Here is a 14,074-nt window from a genome sequence, read left to right on the forward strand (position 1 = left end):
CGATCGCCGCGAAATCTATTTTATTGAAAGAAAAGTCCGATGCCGCGCGCGTTGTTTGGCGAAAATCAAGAAAAATGATAAACTGGAGCTAACTTTAAACGAAAAAGCAAATCGGTTGGCCGGCAGGAGATGAGACTTGCGCAGATGACGATCGACAAACGGCAATGGCGGGAGCGTTTCCGGGCGGCAAGGGACGCTCTCCCGCCGGAGGAACGCGCGCGCAGGTCGCGGCAATTGTGCGAGGCGGTCTTACGGGAAGCGCTTGAGCCGCTGGCAGCGAAGCTGGCGAGACCGCTTACCGTCTGCGCGTACGGAGCGTTTCGTTCCGAAGCGGACCCGGGAGGAATCGCCGCCTGGTGCGCCGAACGCGGCCACCGGATCGCGGCGACGCGCGTCCGGGATGACGGAGGCGGGCTCGAGCTGCGGGCCGTCGCCTCGCGGGCGGACTGGAAGACCGGGCGGTGGGGCGTGCCCGAGCCGGATCCGGAACGGTGTCCGGCGCTCGACCCCGGCGAGCCGGTCGATTCGGTGCTCGTTCCGGGCCTCGCGTTCGACCGGCAAGGCGGCCGGCTCGGCTATGGCGGCGGGTACTACGATCGCTTGTATGCCGCAAGAACGTCCGCCGGACAGGCTTCGCTCTGGATCGGCTTCGCATTCGAACTGCAGGTGGCGGACGATCCATTGCCGAAGGAACGCCACGATCTGGAGATGGACGGTCTGGCGACCGAGAACGGACTGATCTGGTTTGGAAGGAGGGAGACCGGATGAACGACGCGGAGGATCGGCTCACCCATTTCAACGAACAGGGCAGGGCCGTGATGGTCGACGTGTCCGACAAGCCCGTCACCGCGCGGACGGCGCGGGCGGAGACCCGGGTGACGATGGCCCCGGAAACGCTGAAGCGGATTCGCGAAGGATCCGTCGCCAAAGGAGACGTGCTCGCGGTCGCCCAGGTGGCCGGCATTCAGGCGGCCAAGCGGACATCCGACTGGATTCCGATGTGCCACCCGCTGCCGCTGACCGGCGTTAACGTAACGTTCGCGGATAACGGGACCGACACGCTCTACATAGCGGCCGAGGTCAAAACAACGGGCAAGACCGGCGTGGAAATGGAGGCGCTCACCGCCGTTTCCGCAGTCGCGCTTACCGTTTACGATATGTGCAAAGCGCTGCAAAAAGACATGGTCATCGGCCCGACGCGGCTCGTTTCCAAAACCGGCGGGAAAAACGGCGACTACGCCGCGGCGGACAAGGAAGACCAAGGTTCCTGACAGTTGGGCAAGAAGGCGGAGTGGGGAGCGGAGGGGAATGGACATGCGTTGGAAAGTGGCTTTGCTGACGGCCAGCGACAAGGGCTCGCGCGGAGAAAGAGAAGACACGAGCGCGCAGGTGATCCGCGAGCTGGTCGAAGAAGAACTCGGCGGGGAAATCGTCGATTACCGGATCGTGCCCGATGAGCACGACGAGATCCGCGCCGCCCTTATCGAAATGGCGGATTATTATCAGGCCGACCTGATCTTTACAATGGGAGGAGTGGGACTCGGCCTTCGCGATGTCACGCCCGAGGCGACGATGATGGTGACGGAGCGCGTCGTTCCCGGCATGGCCGAAGCGATGCGGGCTTCGGCCATGAGCTGGTCCCGCCGGGCGATGCTGTTTCGCGGGGTGTGCGCCATCCGCGGGCAAACGCTGATCGTCAATCTGCCCGGCGAGCCGAAAGCCCTTCATAAGCTGTTCATGGGCATTATCGATCAGCTCCCGTTCGCTCTGCTTCAGGTCAAAGGGCTGAGAAGGGAGCTGGAGGAATGACGAACCCGCCGAATAAGCCTGACGATTCGATTCGCCGGGCGGGCAACGCGTCGCTGCTTCGCGAAGTGAAGGTCGAGGACGCGGTCGGGATGCTGCTCGCTCACGATTTGACTCAAATCGTCCCGGGCCGGTTCAAGGGCCGCCTGTTCCGCAAAGGGCACAAAGTGACGACGGAAGATATCCCGAAGCTGAAGGATATCGGCAAGGAGCACCTGTACGTAATGGAAGTCGGACCGGGCGATTTGCATGAGGACGACGCGGCGCTCCGCATGGCGCAGGCGTTAAGCGGAAGCGAGACCCGGTTCGGGGAGCCGCACGAAGGCAAGGTGACGCTCAAATCGGCGATTACGGGTCTCGCCTCGATATCCAAAGAGGTCGTCGACGGGATCAACGCGCTGGGCGACATCGCCCTTGCGACGGTGACGACCCATTCGGTCGTGCGCGAAGGCGAGGCGGTGGCCGCTACCCGGGCGATACCGCTCATCGTTCCCGAAGCGAAGGTCACCGAAGTCGAGCGGATTGCCGAGCGGTACCGCGAGCTTCACGACGGCGAATCGCCGGTTCGCGTGCGCCCGCTGCGCAAGCTTAAAGCCGGGCTGCTGACGACGGGAAGCGAAGTGTATTCCGGCCGGATCGCCGACAAATTCGGTCCCGCCGTCGCCTCCAAGCTGGAGGCGCTCGGCTCCGAGGTTGCCGAACAGCGGTTCGCGCCGGACGACCGACAAACAATTGTCAACGAAATTCTCTACTTCCATCGCCAAGGCTATGATATGATACTCGTGACCGGCGGGATGTCCGTCGATCCCGACGACCGTACGCCGGGGGCGATCGCCGATGCGGGCGCGACTATCGTCAGCTACGGAACGCCGATGCTTCCGGGCTCGATGCTTCTGTTCGGCTACTTGCAGGGCGTGCCGATCTTCGGCTTGCCGGGGTGCGTCATGCACGACCCTTATACTTCGTTTGACGTCTTGCTGCCCCGCGTGCTCGCGGGAGATACGATCGGCAAGGAAGATATCGTCGGAATGGGATACGGCGGGCTGCATCGCGGCTAACGGCATGGACGCTTGGCGGCTTCCCGCGTTAGCCCAAACGATAACGGAAATTTTTACTTCGCGAAGGAGGCGTATCGATGTCAGGCATCGGCGCTACAGGAATTATTTTGCTCGTGGTGGTCGCGCTTCTGCTGTTCGGCCCCAACAAGCTTCCGGAGCTGGGCCGGGCTTTCGGCCGCACGCTGAAAGAATTCAAAAGAGGCGCCAACGATTTGATGGACGACGGTCAAGACCGCCAAAGCCAGGGGCGCAGGATCGAGGTAAGCCCGTCCGAAGCGGAACAGGCGAAGGCGGAACAGCCGAAGGCCGAAAGGCGTTTGCCGGAGTAACATGGCCAATCGGAACGACCGCGCCGGAGGACCGGGGGAGGCGGCTCCTCCCGAAGGCTGGATGCCCCTGCTGGAGCACATCGGAGAGCTCCGGAAACGCATCATCTACATTCTGATCGTTCTCGTGCTCGGTTTGGCCGGCGGCCTGTTTTGCGCAAAGCCGCTGTTCGAGTATCTCGTCGCCGCGGCGCCGGCGGACAACATCGAGCTGAACACCTTTTCGCCTTGGGATGCGATCGGTCTGTATATGAAATTCGCCTTCGTCGTCTCCTTTGTCGTCGTGATCCCCTTTACCATGCTTCAGCTTTGGCTGTTCGTCCGTCCCGGCCTCCATGAAAAGGAGCAAAAAGCGACGCTCCGGTACGTGCCGGCAGCTCTTGTTATGCTAGTAGCCGGCATTGCGTTCGGTTATTACGTCGTGTTTCCGATGGCTTATTCGTTCACGGAAAATATGACCGAGACGCTCGGACTTAAGCAAACGTACGGAGCCGCGCAGTATTTCTCTTTTTTGTTCAATATTGTGCTGCCTCTCGCCGTTTTGTTCGAGCTTCCGCTCGTGATCCTGTTTCTGACCCAGTTGGGCATTCTGAATCCGGGCTTTCTCAAGAAGTTTCGCCGCTTCGCGTGGTTTCTCATGGTGCTGATCGGAACGGTGATTACGCCTCCGGACGTCATTTCCGACCTTCTCGTCGCCGTGCCGCTCATCGTGCTTTACGAACTGAGCATTATGCTGTCCGCCGCGGCTTACCGGAAGCGGCTGGCCAAGCAGCGGGAATGGGAGCGGGAGTGGGAGAACGAGGCGCCGAGCGGCGCGGCCGGAAGCGGATCGTGATTGCGAAGGACGGCCGCACGGGGAAATTTTATTTCGGTTGGGAGCCGCTCTCGGCGTCGCTGAGAGAGCGGCTCCTTTTTTGTAGGTTCTAAACGATGCTGCAATGACATTCCTCGAACAACCGTTCACGGTTACGGCGCTTTCCGGCGACAATTGCGCGGCTCCGGAGCCGCAGACGCTGAAGGCGAGCGAGCTGGGCGAACCGAACGAAGGCGAGCTGGTCGGAGCGGCGGAACAGCCGAATCGAAAAAAGCAAGGGCGAAAAGCGACAAAAATTTGCGCTGCCCCGATGTTTTTATCCGGGCGCATATGGTAAACTTGAACTATAAGGAATGGAAGCGATTACATAAGCGAAAAGACCCGAACCCATCCTTATTTCGACAAGTTGCCTATGAGGAAGGAGCCATGTCTATGGGGAATGCGGGGAACACATTGGGGAAAAAGCTCGGACTGTTCGGCGGCGGGGGAGCGGCATTGTTGCAAGCGTTCGCGCTTGTCCTGATGCTGATCGGCATGGATTGGGCCGAGCATAAGCTTCTGATCGTCGGGGTGATTGCGATCGAAATCGTCTTTTTCATCGCCTTGGGCTACGGGATCGCCTATTTGAACCGAACCGTCATCGAGCCGATCGGGCGCGTGACCTCGACCTTGAAGGATATCGCCGGATCCGGCGGCGATTTGACCCGGCGAATCGATTTTCGTTCGCAGGATGAAGTGGGGGATTTGGCTCGGGCGGCTAACGATATGCTGGACGGCTTGCAAAACATGATGCGCGAGCTGCGGGACAGCACGGCGGAGCTTGCGGCCGCGGCGATCCTGCTGCAGCAGGGGGCGGACGAAAACGCGAAGGTGAGCACGGAGGTTACCCGGGCCGTCGAACGCGTCGCCGTCGGTTCCGAAACGCAGGTGAACCAATCGCAGCATATTTCCTCGGTCATGCAGGAAACGATGAACGGCTTGAGCCAGGTGGCCGGGACGACGACCGGCGTATCGGAGTCGGCCTTGTCGACCCGAACGCGCGCCGAAGGCGGCTCCGAGCTGCTGCGCAAAGCGGCGACCGACGTCGTGCAGGTCGAATCGGCTTTTCGCTCCTTGCAGGAAACGGTGAGAGGCTTGAATCACAAATCCTCGCAAGTGCTGGAAGTCATCGGTTATATTTCGGAAGTGTCGAATCAAACCCATCTGCTCGCCCTGAACGCGGCCATCGAAGCGGCGAGGGCGGGCGAGCACGGGCGCGGCTTCGCGGTCGTCGCCCAGGAAATCCGCAAGCTGGCGGACCAGACGCAGCAATCCGCCGTGCAAATCGGCAATACGCTGGAGACGATGTCGGGCGACATCGGCGCCGTCGCCGCCATGTTCGAACAAAGCGCGGAGCAAGTGTACGGCGCCGTTTCGGGCATGCGCACCGCCGAGGAAGCGTTCCGCGAAATCGTCGCGGAAGTGGGCGAATTCAGCGGAAACATTACGGAAGCGGCGGCGGCGGTCGAACAGATGACGGCGGGAGGCCAGACCGTGCTGCAATCGATTCGGGACATCGCGCAAATTACGGAGGAAACGGCCTCGTTCTCGCAGCAGATGTCGGCGATGACGGAGCAGCAGCTTTCCTCGACGGAGGAGATGGCCCGGACGGCCCACAAGCTGAGCTCCATGGCTTCCCGGCTCAAAGGGATGACCGCCAATTACCGCGCTTGAAAGGACGCTTTTTCTATTCGCGCGAGCCCGAATGGAGCGCGCGGGAATGATCTTGGCCGCAGTCGGAAATCCTGTATGGCATGCTTTCGCGCCGTTCCGGCAACCGGAACGGCTTCGTTTTTTTTCTCGCCTTCGACACAAAGGGATTCGCTATTTTTAACGCAAAAGGACTTGAAAAGCAGGGGTAAAATCAGTATCATAATAATTGGCTGTTAGCACTATAGACAATTGAGTGCTAACAACAAACAAAACTATGCTACGTTTTAAGAAGGAGGCTATTTTCATGATCAAACCTTTGGGCGATCGCGTACTTGTCGAGGCGAGTGCCAAGGAAGAAAAAACCGCAAGCGGCATCGTGCTGCCGGACACGGCCAAGGAGAAGCCGCAAGAGGGAACGATCATCGCAATCGGAAGCGGCTCTCTGACGAAAGACGGCGAGCGTATCGCGCTTGAAGTCAAGGTCGGCGACCGGGTGCTGTTCTCCAAATACGCGGGCACCGAGATTAAGTATGAAGGCAAAGAGTATTTGATTATGAAAGAAAGCGACATCCACGCCATCGTCGGCTGATTCGGACGGCGAACGCGAGATATATCGACATAAGCAAGGGAACGAAGGATACGTAAAACTCGAGGAGGGTATTAAAGAATGGCTAAAGAGATCAAATTTAGCGAAGACGCTCGCCGCTCCATGCTGCGCGGCGTAGACGCGCTGGCTAACGCCGTAAAAGTAACGCTCGGCCCGAAAGGACGCAACGTCGTACTGGAGAAAAAATTCGGCTCTCCGCTGATCACGAACGACGGCGTGACGATCGCGAAGGAAATCGAGCTGGAAGACGCGTTCGAAAACATGGGCGCCCAACTGGTTAAAGAAGTCGCCACGAAAACGAACGACGTTGCCGGCGACGGCACGACGACGGCTACCGTTCTTGCCCAAGCGATGATCCGCGAAGGCCTGAAAAACGTTACCGCCGGCGCAAACCCGATGGTCGTTCGCAAAGGCATCGACAAAGCGGTTCGCGCCGCCGTCGAAGAGCTGAAAAAGATCTCCAAGCAAGTCGGCAGCAGCACCGACATCGCACAAGTCGCTGCGATTTCCGCCGCTGACGACGAAGTCGGCCAACTGATCGCGGACGCGATGGACAAAGTCGGCAAAGACGGCGTCATCACCGTCGAAGAATCCAAAGGCTTCCAAACGGAACTGGAAGTCGTCGAAGGGATGCAATTCGACCGCGGTTACGTTTCTCCGTACATGATTACCGATACGGACAAAATGGAAGCCGTGCTTGACAATCCGTACATCCTCATCACCGACAAGAAAATTTCCAACATCCAAGAAATTTTGCCGGTGCTGGAAAAAGTCGTTCAATCCGGCAAGCAGCTGCTCATCATCGCCGAGGACGTCGAAGGCGAAGCGCAAGCGACGCTGGTCGTCAACCGTCTGCGCGGCACGTTCACTTGCGTAGCCGTTAAAGCTCCGGGCTTCGGCGACCGCCGCAAGGCCATGCTGCAAGACATCGCGGCGCTGACGGGCGGCCAAGTCATTACCGAAGAGCTGGGTCTCGAGCTGAAATCGACGACGCTGCAACAACTCGGTACGGCTCGCCAAGTGCGCGTCAACAAGGAAAACACGATCATCGTGGACGGCGCCGGCGATTCCGAGGACATCAAAGCGCGCGTTAACCAAATCAAGGCGCAAATCGAAGAAACGACTTCCGATTTCGACCGCGAAAAGCTGCAAGAGCGCCTGGCCAAGCTGGCCGGCGGCGTAGCGGTGATCAAAGTCGGCGCCGCAACCGAAACCGAACTGAAAGAACGCAAGCTGCGCATCGAAGACGCCCTGAACGCAACCCGCGCCGCGGTTGAAGAAGGCATCGTTTCCGGCGGCGGCACCGCGCTCGTGAACGTATACAACGCCGTTGCCTCCATCCAAACGGAAGGCGACGAAAAGACCGGCGTCAACATCGTTCTTCGCTCGCTCGAAGAGCCGATCCGCACGATCGCGGCAAACGCCGGCCAAGAAGGCTCCGTCATCGTCGAGCGCCTGAAGAAAGAAAAAGTAGGCGTAGGCTACAACGCGGCTTCCGGCGAATGGGTAGACATGTTCGACGCCGGCATCATCGATCCGGTTAAAGTGACCCGCACCGCGCTGCAAAACGCCGCTTCCGTCGCTTCGATGTTCCTGACGACCGAAGCCGTTATCGCCGACAAACCGGAGAAGGAAAAAGCAGCTCCGGCAATGCCGGGCGGCATGGGCGGCATGGACATGATGTAAGACTCGGCTTCAAACCGAAAGGCTCCCGCAAGGGAGCCTTTCTCGCGTTTCGGAATTACCATTTGAACGAGCCGACCGAACGATTGAGCCGGGCGACGATTTCCTGCAGGCGATCCGAAGCGGTCGCGATATTCTCGGCCAGGGCAAGCTGCTCTTCCGTCGAAGCCGCGACCGTTTGCGCTTTGCCCGATACTTCGCGGGCCGTGCCGGCGGCCTGCTCCATGCTGGCCGATATTTCCTCGGAGCTGGCGGACATTTGCTCGGTGACGGCCGAAGTTTCGTGAATTTGGGAAACGACCTGTTTCACCGACCGCAAAATCGCGGCGAACGCGAGGTCGACCTCCTCCATGAGCCGCATGCCTTGCTGCGATTGGGCGAGCGTCGATTGCATATTTTCCGAAACGTTTCCGATTTCGCTGCGCGTTTCCGCGACGAGCCGATTGATGACGTCGGCCGATTCGAGCGAGCTTTCGGCAAGCTTTCGGATCTCTTGGGCGACGACGGCGAAGCCCTTCCCGTGTTCCCCGGCCCGCACGGCCTCGATCGAGGCATTGAAGGACAAAATGTTCGTCTGGTTGGCGAACGCCGTAATGTTTTCGGTAATGGCGCCGATTTTTTCCGATTTGTCCGTCAGCGATTTTACGATCTCGGACAGCATGCCGACCGCTTCCCCTATATTGCCGAGCTGCTCTTTGAGCGACTGAACCCGGTCGCTTCCATGGTCGATCTGCCCGGAGGCAATGGACGATTGTTCCGATATCGCCGTCGTGTTGTCCGCGATTTTGCCGACTCCGATTGCCATCTCGTCCATCGCGGTGCTCGATTGCTCCACGATCGCCGTCTGCTGCTCGATCTGGAACGTGACGTCCTGAATATTTTCCGCTACATGGTTCGTCGCCGCGGCGGATTCTTTTGCCCCGATCGACAGTTCCTGCGCCGAGCCCGCCACCGCTTTGGAAGACGACGCGATCTCCTCGACCAATCCCCGGATTTTCATCGTCATCAGATCGACGGCGTGAACGATTTGTCCCAGCTCGTCCTTCGAATATTTCGATTCCGGCGTATGTTTCAAATCGCCCTCCGAAATCCGCGTCGTCTTCTCCAGCACTTTGCGGGCGGTCGAGCTGATTCTCCGGATCATGAAAGAACCGAACGCGATCAGCGCGATCCATTCGATAACGAAAACGATTCCCAGCGCCCAGTTCGTTTGCGTTCTTTCTGCCAGAATGGCTTCGATTTCGCGTTCCGCGTACTGGCTGACGATTTGACCGATCAAATCGATTTCATCTCGGCTCGCGTTGAACTGGTCCAACAGCACTTTCGTTTGCTCGGACGTCGATTGTCCGGCTTGAATCCGGCTCTCCGCCAGCTGCACCCATTTGTCGAAATCGTTCTGGTATCCCTGGATGTATTGCGAAACGGGCGTCCCGGATTCCGCGTGCGTCAAATTGTCCGTATGTTCCGCGTTCAAAATGCCGCCGGCGCTCTGGATTCGTTCGACGGCCTGCTGAACGTTTTCCTGGAACTCGGCATAAATCGCGCTCCGTTCCTCTTCCGAAAGCGCCTCCGCTTGCAAACGGTTGTAGGCGTCGAGCGCCTGGTACATATCCCGGTCCGCGTTCAAAACGTGGGAAGTCACTTGATATGAAGTTTCATATAGAGTCGTCTTTAATTTTTCGATGTTGGACGAGTTCATGTTGATCAGAAAAATAACGGACAAAGCAAAAAACAGAATCGGCAACACGATAATCAAGAGCAATTTCGCGCGAAGCGAGAGACTGAACATGCGGGGGACCCACTCTCCTCGAATGATGTAAGCGAACGCAGGCATGAAGCTACGCTATATATCGGAAGCCGGAGCTCTTTCCAACAGGGAGGTTCCGCCTATTTTTCCAATTTCGAACGGAATTCGTTTTTTGGACGATTCCGCTGGCGCATCTCCCGAAGGTGTCGTATTTTTATAGTAAGGTTGGCGCGTAAATGCATTCATGCATGTTAAAATAGTATGGTATCTTCAATTTGTGTCGTATATTCAAAGTGAGGAGCGAAGCAGATGATTCGGGTTGGCATGTTAAGCTACTGGCATGTGCACGCGGAGGATTACACGAAACAGGTGCTCGAGCATCCCGGTACGGAAATCGCCGCGATTTGGGACGAACAGCCGGAACGGGGACGGGAGAAGGCGGCCAAGTACGGCGTTCCGTTTTACGAATCTTTGGACGACCTGCTGGCCCGGGGAGATCTCGACGCGGTCGTCGTCGACGCTCCGACGAATCTTCACCGGGACGTGATGGTGAAGGCCGCCAAAGCCGGCAAACACATCTTTACGGAAAAAGTCGTCGCTCCCACGCTTAAGGAAGCGAATGAAATATTGCGCGCGGTCCGGGAAGCGGGCGTCAAGCTGACCGTCTCGCTGCCGCGATTGTATGACAGCTACACGCAAGCGATTCGCGGCGTGATGGCCGAAGGAACGCTGGGCAAGCTGACGCTCGCCCGGGTGCGGCTTTCGCACGGAGGGGCGATCGCGGGGTGGCTCCCGGATCATTTTTATTCGAAGGAGCAATGCGCCGGCGGCGCGCTTATCGATCTCGGCTGCCATCCGATGTATTTGACGAGGCTGTTCCTGGGGCTTCCGGAGGCGGTAACCGTCAGCTTCGGGTTCGTAACGGGCCGCGAGGTGGAAGACAACGCGGTCAGCGTGCTCCAGTATGAAAACGGAGCGATCGGCGTCGTCGAGGCTGGCTTCGTCAATCCGCATTCGCCGTTTTCCATCGAATTGCACGGCACGGAAGGTTCTCTTCTGTTCGGCTTCCCGGAGGAAAAGCTGCTTGTCCGCAGCAGCCGGAAGGGCGACGGCTGGTACGAGGTCGAGCGGAACGAAACGCTGCCTTCCGCTTACAGTCAGTGGGTCGGCCATATCGCAAACGGCACGGAAGCCGAAGAAAACGTCGCCCTTGCCCTCGATTTGACGAAGCTGATGGAGGCTTCGAATCGTTCCTGGGAGGAAAGGCGGCAGGTCCGGATCGAGGAGCTGGAAGCCTGACGGGCGATCGTCGGAATGGAACGGAATTCGAAAACGGGGGGAGGGCAAGCGGCATGCAGGCGGAAGAGCGCCCGAACGCGCACGAACGGAAAGCGACGGTTCCGTTCCCCTACGCGCGGATGGAAGAAAAACGCTACGGAATGGACCGGTTGGACTTGCAATTCCGGTGGGGGCGGTTCGGCGTCCGGGTGCTGCGCTGCCACCTGGCTTCCTTTCCCCCGGGAAATTTGATTCCGATGCACAAGCATTCCGAATTCGAGTTTCACTTTATTCCGAAAGGGAAAGGCACGGTCAAAATCGGGGACGCCGTCTATCCGCTGCGCGAAGGCATGTTCTATCTGACCGGTCCGGACGTCATGCACGAGCAGCGGTCGGACGAGGAGGAACCGATGCACGAGCTGTGCCTTCATTGCGAAATCGTCGAGCTGACCGGGGAAACGCGGGAAGGCTGGGGCGATGAGCTCGAGGCGCGGGAGGCGGAAGAATGCGTGCGTTTGCTGCGTTCGATGCCGAGCGTTCCGGTGCCGGACCGGTACGATGCGATGCCCCGTTTTTTGGAGGCGTACCGGATGTTCGAAGAGCAGTCTACCGGGTTTTACACGACGATGAAGCAGATCGTCATTCAAATCCTGCTCCGTTCGTCGCGCGTGTTCGCCTCGTCCGACGCGAACGGGGGCATCCCGGAGCGGGATATGAACGATCACCGGTTCCGGCTCGCCACGCAATATATCGACGACAACTGCGCCCGGACGATTACGCTGGAAGAGGTGGCAGATCGGCTTCACGTAAGCCCGAGACAGCTGCAGCGCATTTTCAGGAGCGAAGGGCGGACGACGTTTCGCCATTGGGTCGAGCATGCCCGCCTTTCGCGCATCAGCGCGGAGCTGCTGCAGAGCGACCGGCCGGTGGAGGAAATCGCACTGAGCTACGGCTTCGGCAATCCGAACTATTTGTATCCCGTGTTTAAGCATAAATTCGGCATGACGCCCTCGGCCTACCGCCGCAAGCATAAGCGCGCGGTTCCTTAAGCAAGGCCCGCCGAAAGGGCTCCAATCGGGGAGGAAGACGCATTATGGATAAAAGAATTAAAGTCGGCATTATCGGAACCGGCGGCATCGCCCGCGCTCACGTTTCCGCTTACCGGAAGCTGCCTTTCGTCGACATCGTCGCCGTAGCCGACGTCATTCCCGGCAAGGCGCGCGAATTCGCGGAAGCGAACGATTTGGCGGGCGCGGCTCCGTTCGACAGCCACACGGACCTGCTCGCCTACGATCTGGACGCGGTCAGCATCTGCACGCCGAACGTCTCCCATCATCGGACGAGCGTCGACTCGCTGCGCGCCGGCAAGCAGGTGCTGCTCGAAAAGCCGATGTCGGTCACCCTTGCGGAAGCGATCGAAATGGCGCAGACGTCACGCGAAACGGGCGCCATGCTGAGCATCGGCTTCCAGCCGCGCTACGACCCGAACATGAAGCGGCTGCAGGAAATCGTCCAGTCCGGCCGGCTGGGCAAAGTGTATTACGCCGAAACGGGCGGCGGCCGCCGCCGCGGCATGCCCGGAGGCACCTTCATCCGCAAGGAGCTGGCCGGGGCGGGCGCGATGGCGGACATCGGCTGCTACTCCCTCGATCTGGCGCTGAACGCGCTCGGCTATCCGCGTCCGCTGACGGTTTCGGCGTTCACGTCGAATCATTTCGGCACCAATCCGCTGTATCATCCGGAGGCGAGCCGCTTCGAGGTCGAAGATGTCGGCGTGGCGATGGTCCGCTTCGAAAACGACATCGTCCTGCAGTTCAAAATTTCCTGGGCAATGCACATGGATACGCTGGGCGCGACGATGTTCCTCGGCACGGATGCCGGCCTCAAGGTCACGCCGGCGGGAACCGGGCCTTGGTCCGGCGTGTGGGACGGCTCGATCGGCAGCATGACGCTTTACCATGACGATTTCGGCGGCCAAACGCACACGCCCGTCCCGCTGATCGGCCATTCGCTCAACCTGTTCGACGAAAAGGTCCGCGATTTCGCGGAAGCGGTGCGCGACGGGCGCCCGGCGCCGATTCCCGGCGAGCAGATTTTGATTCAGCAGGCGGTCATCGACGGCGTGCTGCGCTCGGCCGAGCATCGGCGCGAGGTGTCGGTGGAACTGCCCGAATGAAAAGGATTGACAGAACCGTCTGCCATCCGCAATAATGGCAGTATCTTTCGATAATGCCGGTCGTGAGGCACACCCGGAAGCGTCTTGGGGACGCGAGGGTGTGCTTTTTCGCGTTCGGCGAGTTTCTAATCAACAGGGGGTAAATGAATGAGCCATATTTCAGAAATCTTCGAGAGAGCCCACTTTCCGTCGCCATCGATGTGCTCCAAATTGTAAGATTCGGCAGCGAGCGTTCAGGACTCGGGCAGCTTCTTCAATCCGGCCGCATACAACGGACCGTGCACCAGAATGGTTGTCAGGATGCGCGCCATTTCCTCGGGCGACTCTTGCCTGCCGCTCTCCAGCCATTGTTGAATCACGCCGAGGTGCGCCGATCCCACGTACGTAGCAAAATACTTTGCCGGAACGAGGCTTTTTTCTTCATTGATCAGCACGTCCGGGCTTTTCCCCAGCATCGTCTCTTGCATGAACGCTTTGATCCTGATCTGGAAAGACATGTCTCCCTTTGGTCCCAACGCCGCTTTCATGAATCGGCTGTGCCCGTTCATGAAAGCGAAGATGGCTGCAACGAACGGATAAATCGCCAATCGGGACGGTGACTGCTGCAGTTCCGTTTTCAACGATGGAAAAATCTTCTTCGCTATATTGGACATCCCGACCATGATCTCTTCTTCGCATTTGGCCATCAGGTCGTATTTGTCCTGGTAATGGGCGTAGAACGTGCCGCGGTTGATTCTGGCCCGCGTCGTAATGTCTTTGACTGTAACCGCTTCAAAACCCTTCTCTTCGATCAATTCCACCAGCGCATCCCGAATCGCCTGTTTGCTGCGGACCACCCGCAGATCGGCCGTGTTCCCGATCATCCGAATCCCCCTCGATTTTCCCGG

At 59.0% G+C, this 14,074-nt stretch carries 15 protein-coding genes; 13 read left to right on the top strand and 2 right to left on the bottom strand.

Annotation, left to right across the window (positions count from 1 at the left end; translation table 11 throughout):
• Window positions 1-144: 144 nt before the first annotated feature.
• The 10 genes from B7E11_RS15240 to groL all read left to right on the top strand — a co-directional run bounded on the left by B7E11_RS15240 (window position 145) and on the right by groL (window position 7,989).
• The gene (locus tag B7E11_RS15240) at window positions 145-768 is read left to right on the top strand and encodes a 5-formyltetrahydrofolate cyclo-ligase (protein ID WP_176220776.1); all 624 of its coding nucleotides are present in this window, start codon (window positions 145-147) and stop codon (window positions 766-768) included.
• Complete coding sequence (gene moaC, locus B7E11_RS15245) at window positions 765-1,271, top strand: cyclic pyranopterin monophosphate synthase MoaC (RefSeq protein ID WP_080836137.1); 507 nt, start codon at window positions 765-767, stop codon at window positions 1,269-1,271. The genes B7E11_RS15240 and moaC overlap by 4 nt, the downstream gene beginning before the upstream one ends.
• A 43-nt stretch (window positions 1,272-1,314) precedes the next feature.
• The gene (locus B7E11_RS15250; protein ID WP_080836139.1) at window positions 1,315-1,809 is read left to right on the top strand and encodes a MogA/MoaB family molybdenum cofactor biosynthesis protein; all 495 of its coding nucleotides are present in this window, start codon (window positions 1,315-1,317) and stop codon (window positions 1,807-1,809) included.
• Window positions 1,806-2,864 (top strand): molybdopterin-binding protein, encoded by a 1,059-nt coding sequence (locus B7E11_RS15255; RefSeq protein ID WP_080836141.1) that lies wholly within the window; start codon window positions 1,806-1,808, stop codon window positions 2,862-2,864. The genes B7E11_RS15250 and B7E11_RS15255 overlap by 4 nt, the downstream gene beginning before the upstream one ends.
• Before the next feature lie 77 nt (window positions 2,865-2,941).
• Window positions 2,942-3,193: a twin-arginine translocase TatA/TatE family subunit gene (locus B7E11_RS15260; RefSeq protein ID WP_080836143.1), complete on the top strand. Its 252-nt coding sequence runs from the start codon at window positions 2,942-2,944 to the stop codon at window positions 3,191-3,193.
• A gap of 1 nt (window position 3,194) precedes the next feature.
• Entirely contained in the window at window positions 3,195-4,025 is an 831-nt protein-coding gene (tatC, locus tag B7E11_RS15265) for a twin-arginine translocase subunit TatC (RefSeq protein WP_080836145.1), read from the top strand.
• A 103-nt stretch (window positions 4,026-4,128) separates the two neighbouring features.
• Window positions 4,129-4,341: a hypothetical protein gene (locus tag B7E11_RS15270; protein ID WP_080836147.1), complete on the top strand. Its 213-nt coding sequence runs from the start codon at window positions 4,129-4,131 to the stop codon at window positions 4,339-4,341.
• 89 nt (window positions 4,342-4,430) lie between these two features.
• Window positions 4,431-5,717, top strand: a complete 1,287-nt coding sequence (locus B7E11_RS15275) for a methyl-accepting chemotaxis protein (RefSeq protein ID WP_176220777.1) — start codon at window positions 4,431-4,433, stop codon at window positions 5,715-5,717.
• A 283-nt stretch (window positions 5,718-6,000) separates the two neighbouring features.
• A complete protein-coding gene (groES, locus tag B7E11_RS15280) occupies window positions 6,001-6,285 on the top strand; it encodes a co-chaperone GroES (RefSeq protein WP_080836151.1) in 285 nt (94 codons plus the stop codon).
• 78 nt (window positions 6,286-6,363) lie between these two features.
• On the top strand, window positions 6,364-7,989 hold the full coding sequence (gene groL, locus B7E11_RS15285; protein ID WP_080836153.1) for a chaperonin GroEL: 1,626 nt from the start codon (window positions 6,364-6,366) through the stop codon (window positions 7,987-7,989).
• Window positions 7,990-8,044: 55 nt separating this feature from the next.
• Here the strand turns inward: groL and B7E11_RS15290 are convergent, their stop codons facing one another.
• Window positions 8,045-9,775, bottom strand: a complete 1,731-nt coding sequence (locus tag B7E11_RS15290) for a methyl-accepting chemotaxis protein (RefSeq protein ID WP_176220778.1) — start codon at window positions 9,773-9,775, stop codon at window positions 8,045-8,047.
• 267 nt (window positions 9,776-10,042) lie between these two features.
• On the opposite strand from B7E11_RS15290, the gene B7E11_RS15295 reads away from it, so the two are divergent.
• Genes B7E11_RS15295 through B7E11_RS15305 form a run of 3 tightly spaced genes read left to right on the top strand, consistent with a single transcriptional unit; the run spans window position 10,043 to window position 13,187 of the window.
• Window positions 10,043-11,032, top strand: coding sequence for a Gfo/Idh/MocA family protein (locus B7E11_RS15295; RefSeq protein WP_080836156.1), 990 nt, complete (start codon window positions 10,043-10,045; stop codon window positions 11,030-11,032).
• A 53-nt stretch (window positions 11,033-11,085) separates the two neighbouring features.
• The gene (locus B7E11_RS15300) at window positions 11,086-12,060 is read left to right on the top strand and encodes an AraC family transcriptional regulator (RefSeq protein ID WP_080836158.1); all 975 of its coding nucleotides are present in this window, start codon (window positions 11,086-11,088) and stop codon (window positions 12,058-12,060) included.
• 44 nt (window positions 12,061-12,104) lie between these two features.
• Window positions 12,105-13,187 carry a Gfo/Idh/MocA family protein gene (locus B7E11_RS15305; RefSeq protein WP_080836160.1) on the top strand — a complete coding sequence of 361 codons (1,083 nt, stop codon included), beginning with the start codon at window positions 12,105-12,107 and terminating at the stop codon, window positions 13,185-13,187.
• Between the two features lie 233 nt (window positions 13,188-13,420).
• Here the strand turns inward: B7E11_RS15305 and B7E11_RS15310 are convergent, their stop codons facing one another.
• Window positions 13,421-14,050 carry a TetR/AcrR family transcriptional regulator gene (locus B7E11_RS15310; protein WP_080836161.1) on the bottom strand — a complete coding sequence of 210 codons (630 nt, stop codon included), beginning with the start codon at window positions 14,048-14,050 and terminating at the stop codon, window positions 13,421-13,423.
• Between the last annotated feature and the right edge of the window lie 24 nt (window positions 14,051-14,074).

The sequence above is a fragment of the Cohnella massiliensis genome, assembly GCF_900169535.1.
Lineage (GTDB): Bacteria > Bacillota > Bacilli > Paenibacillales > Paenibacillaceae > Cohnella > Cohnella algarum.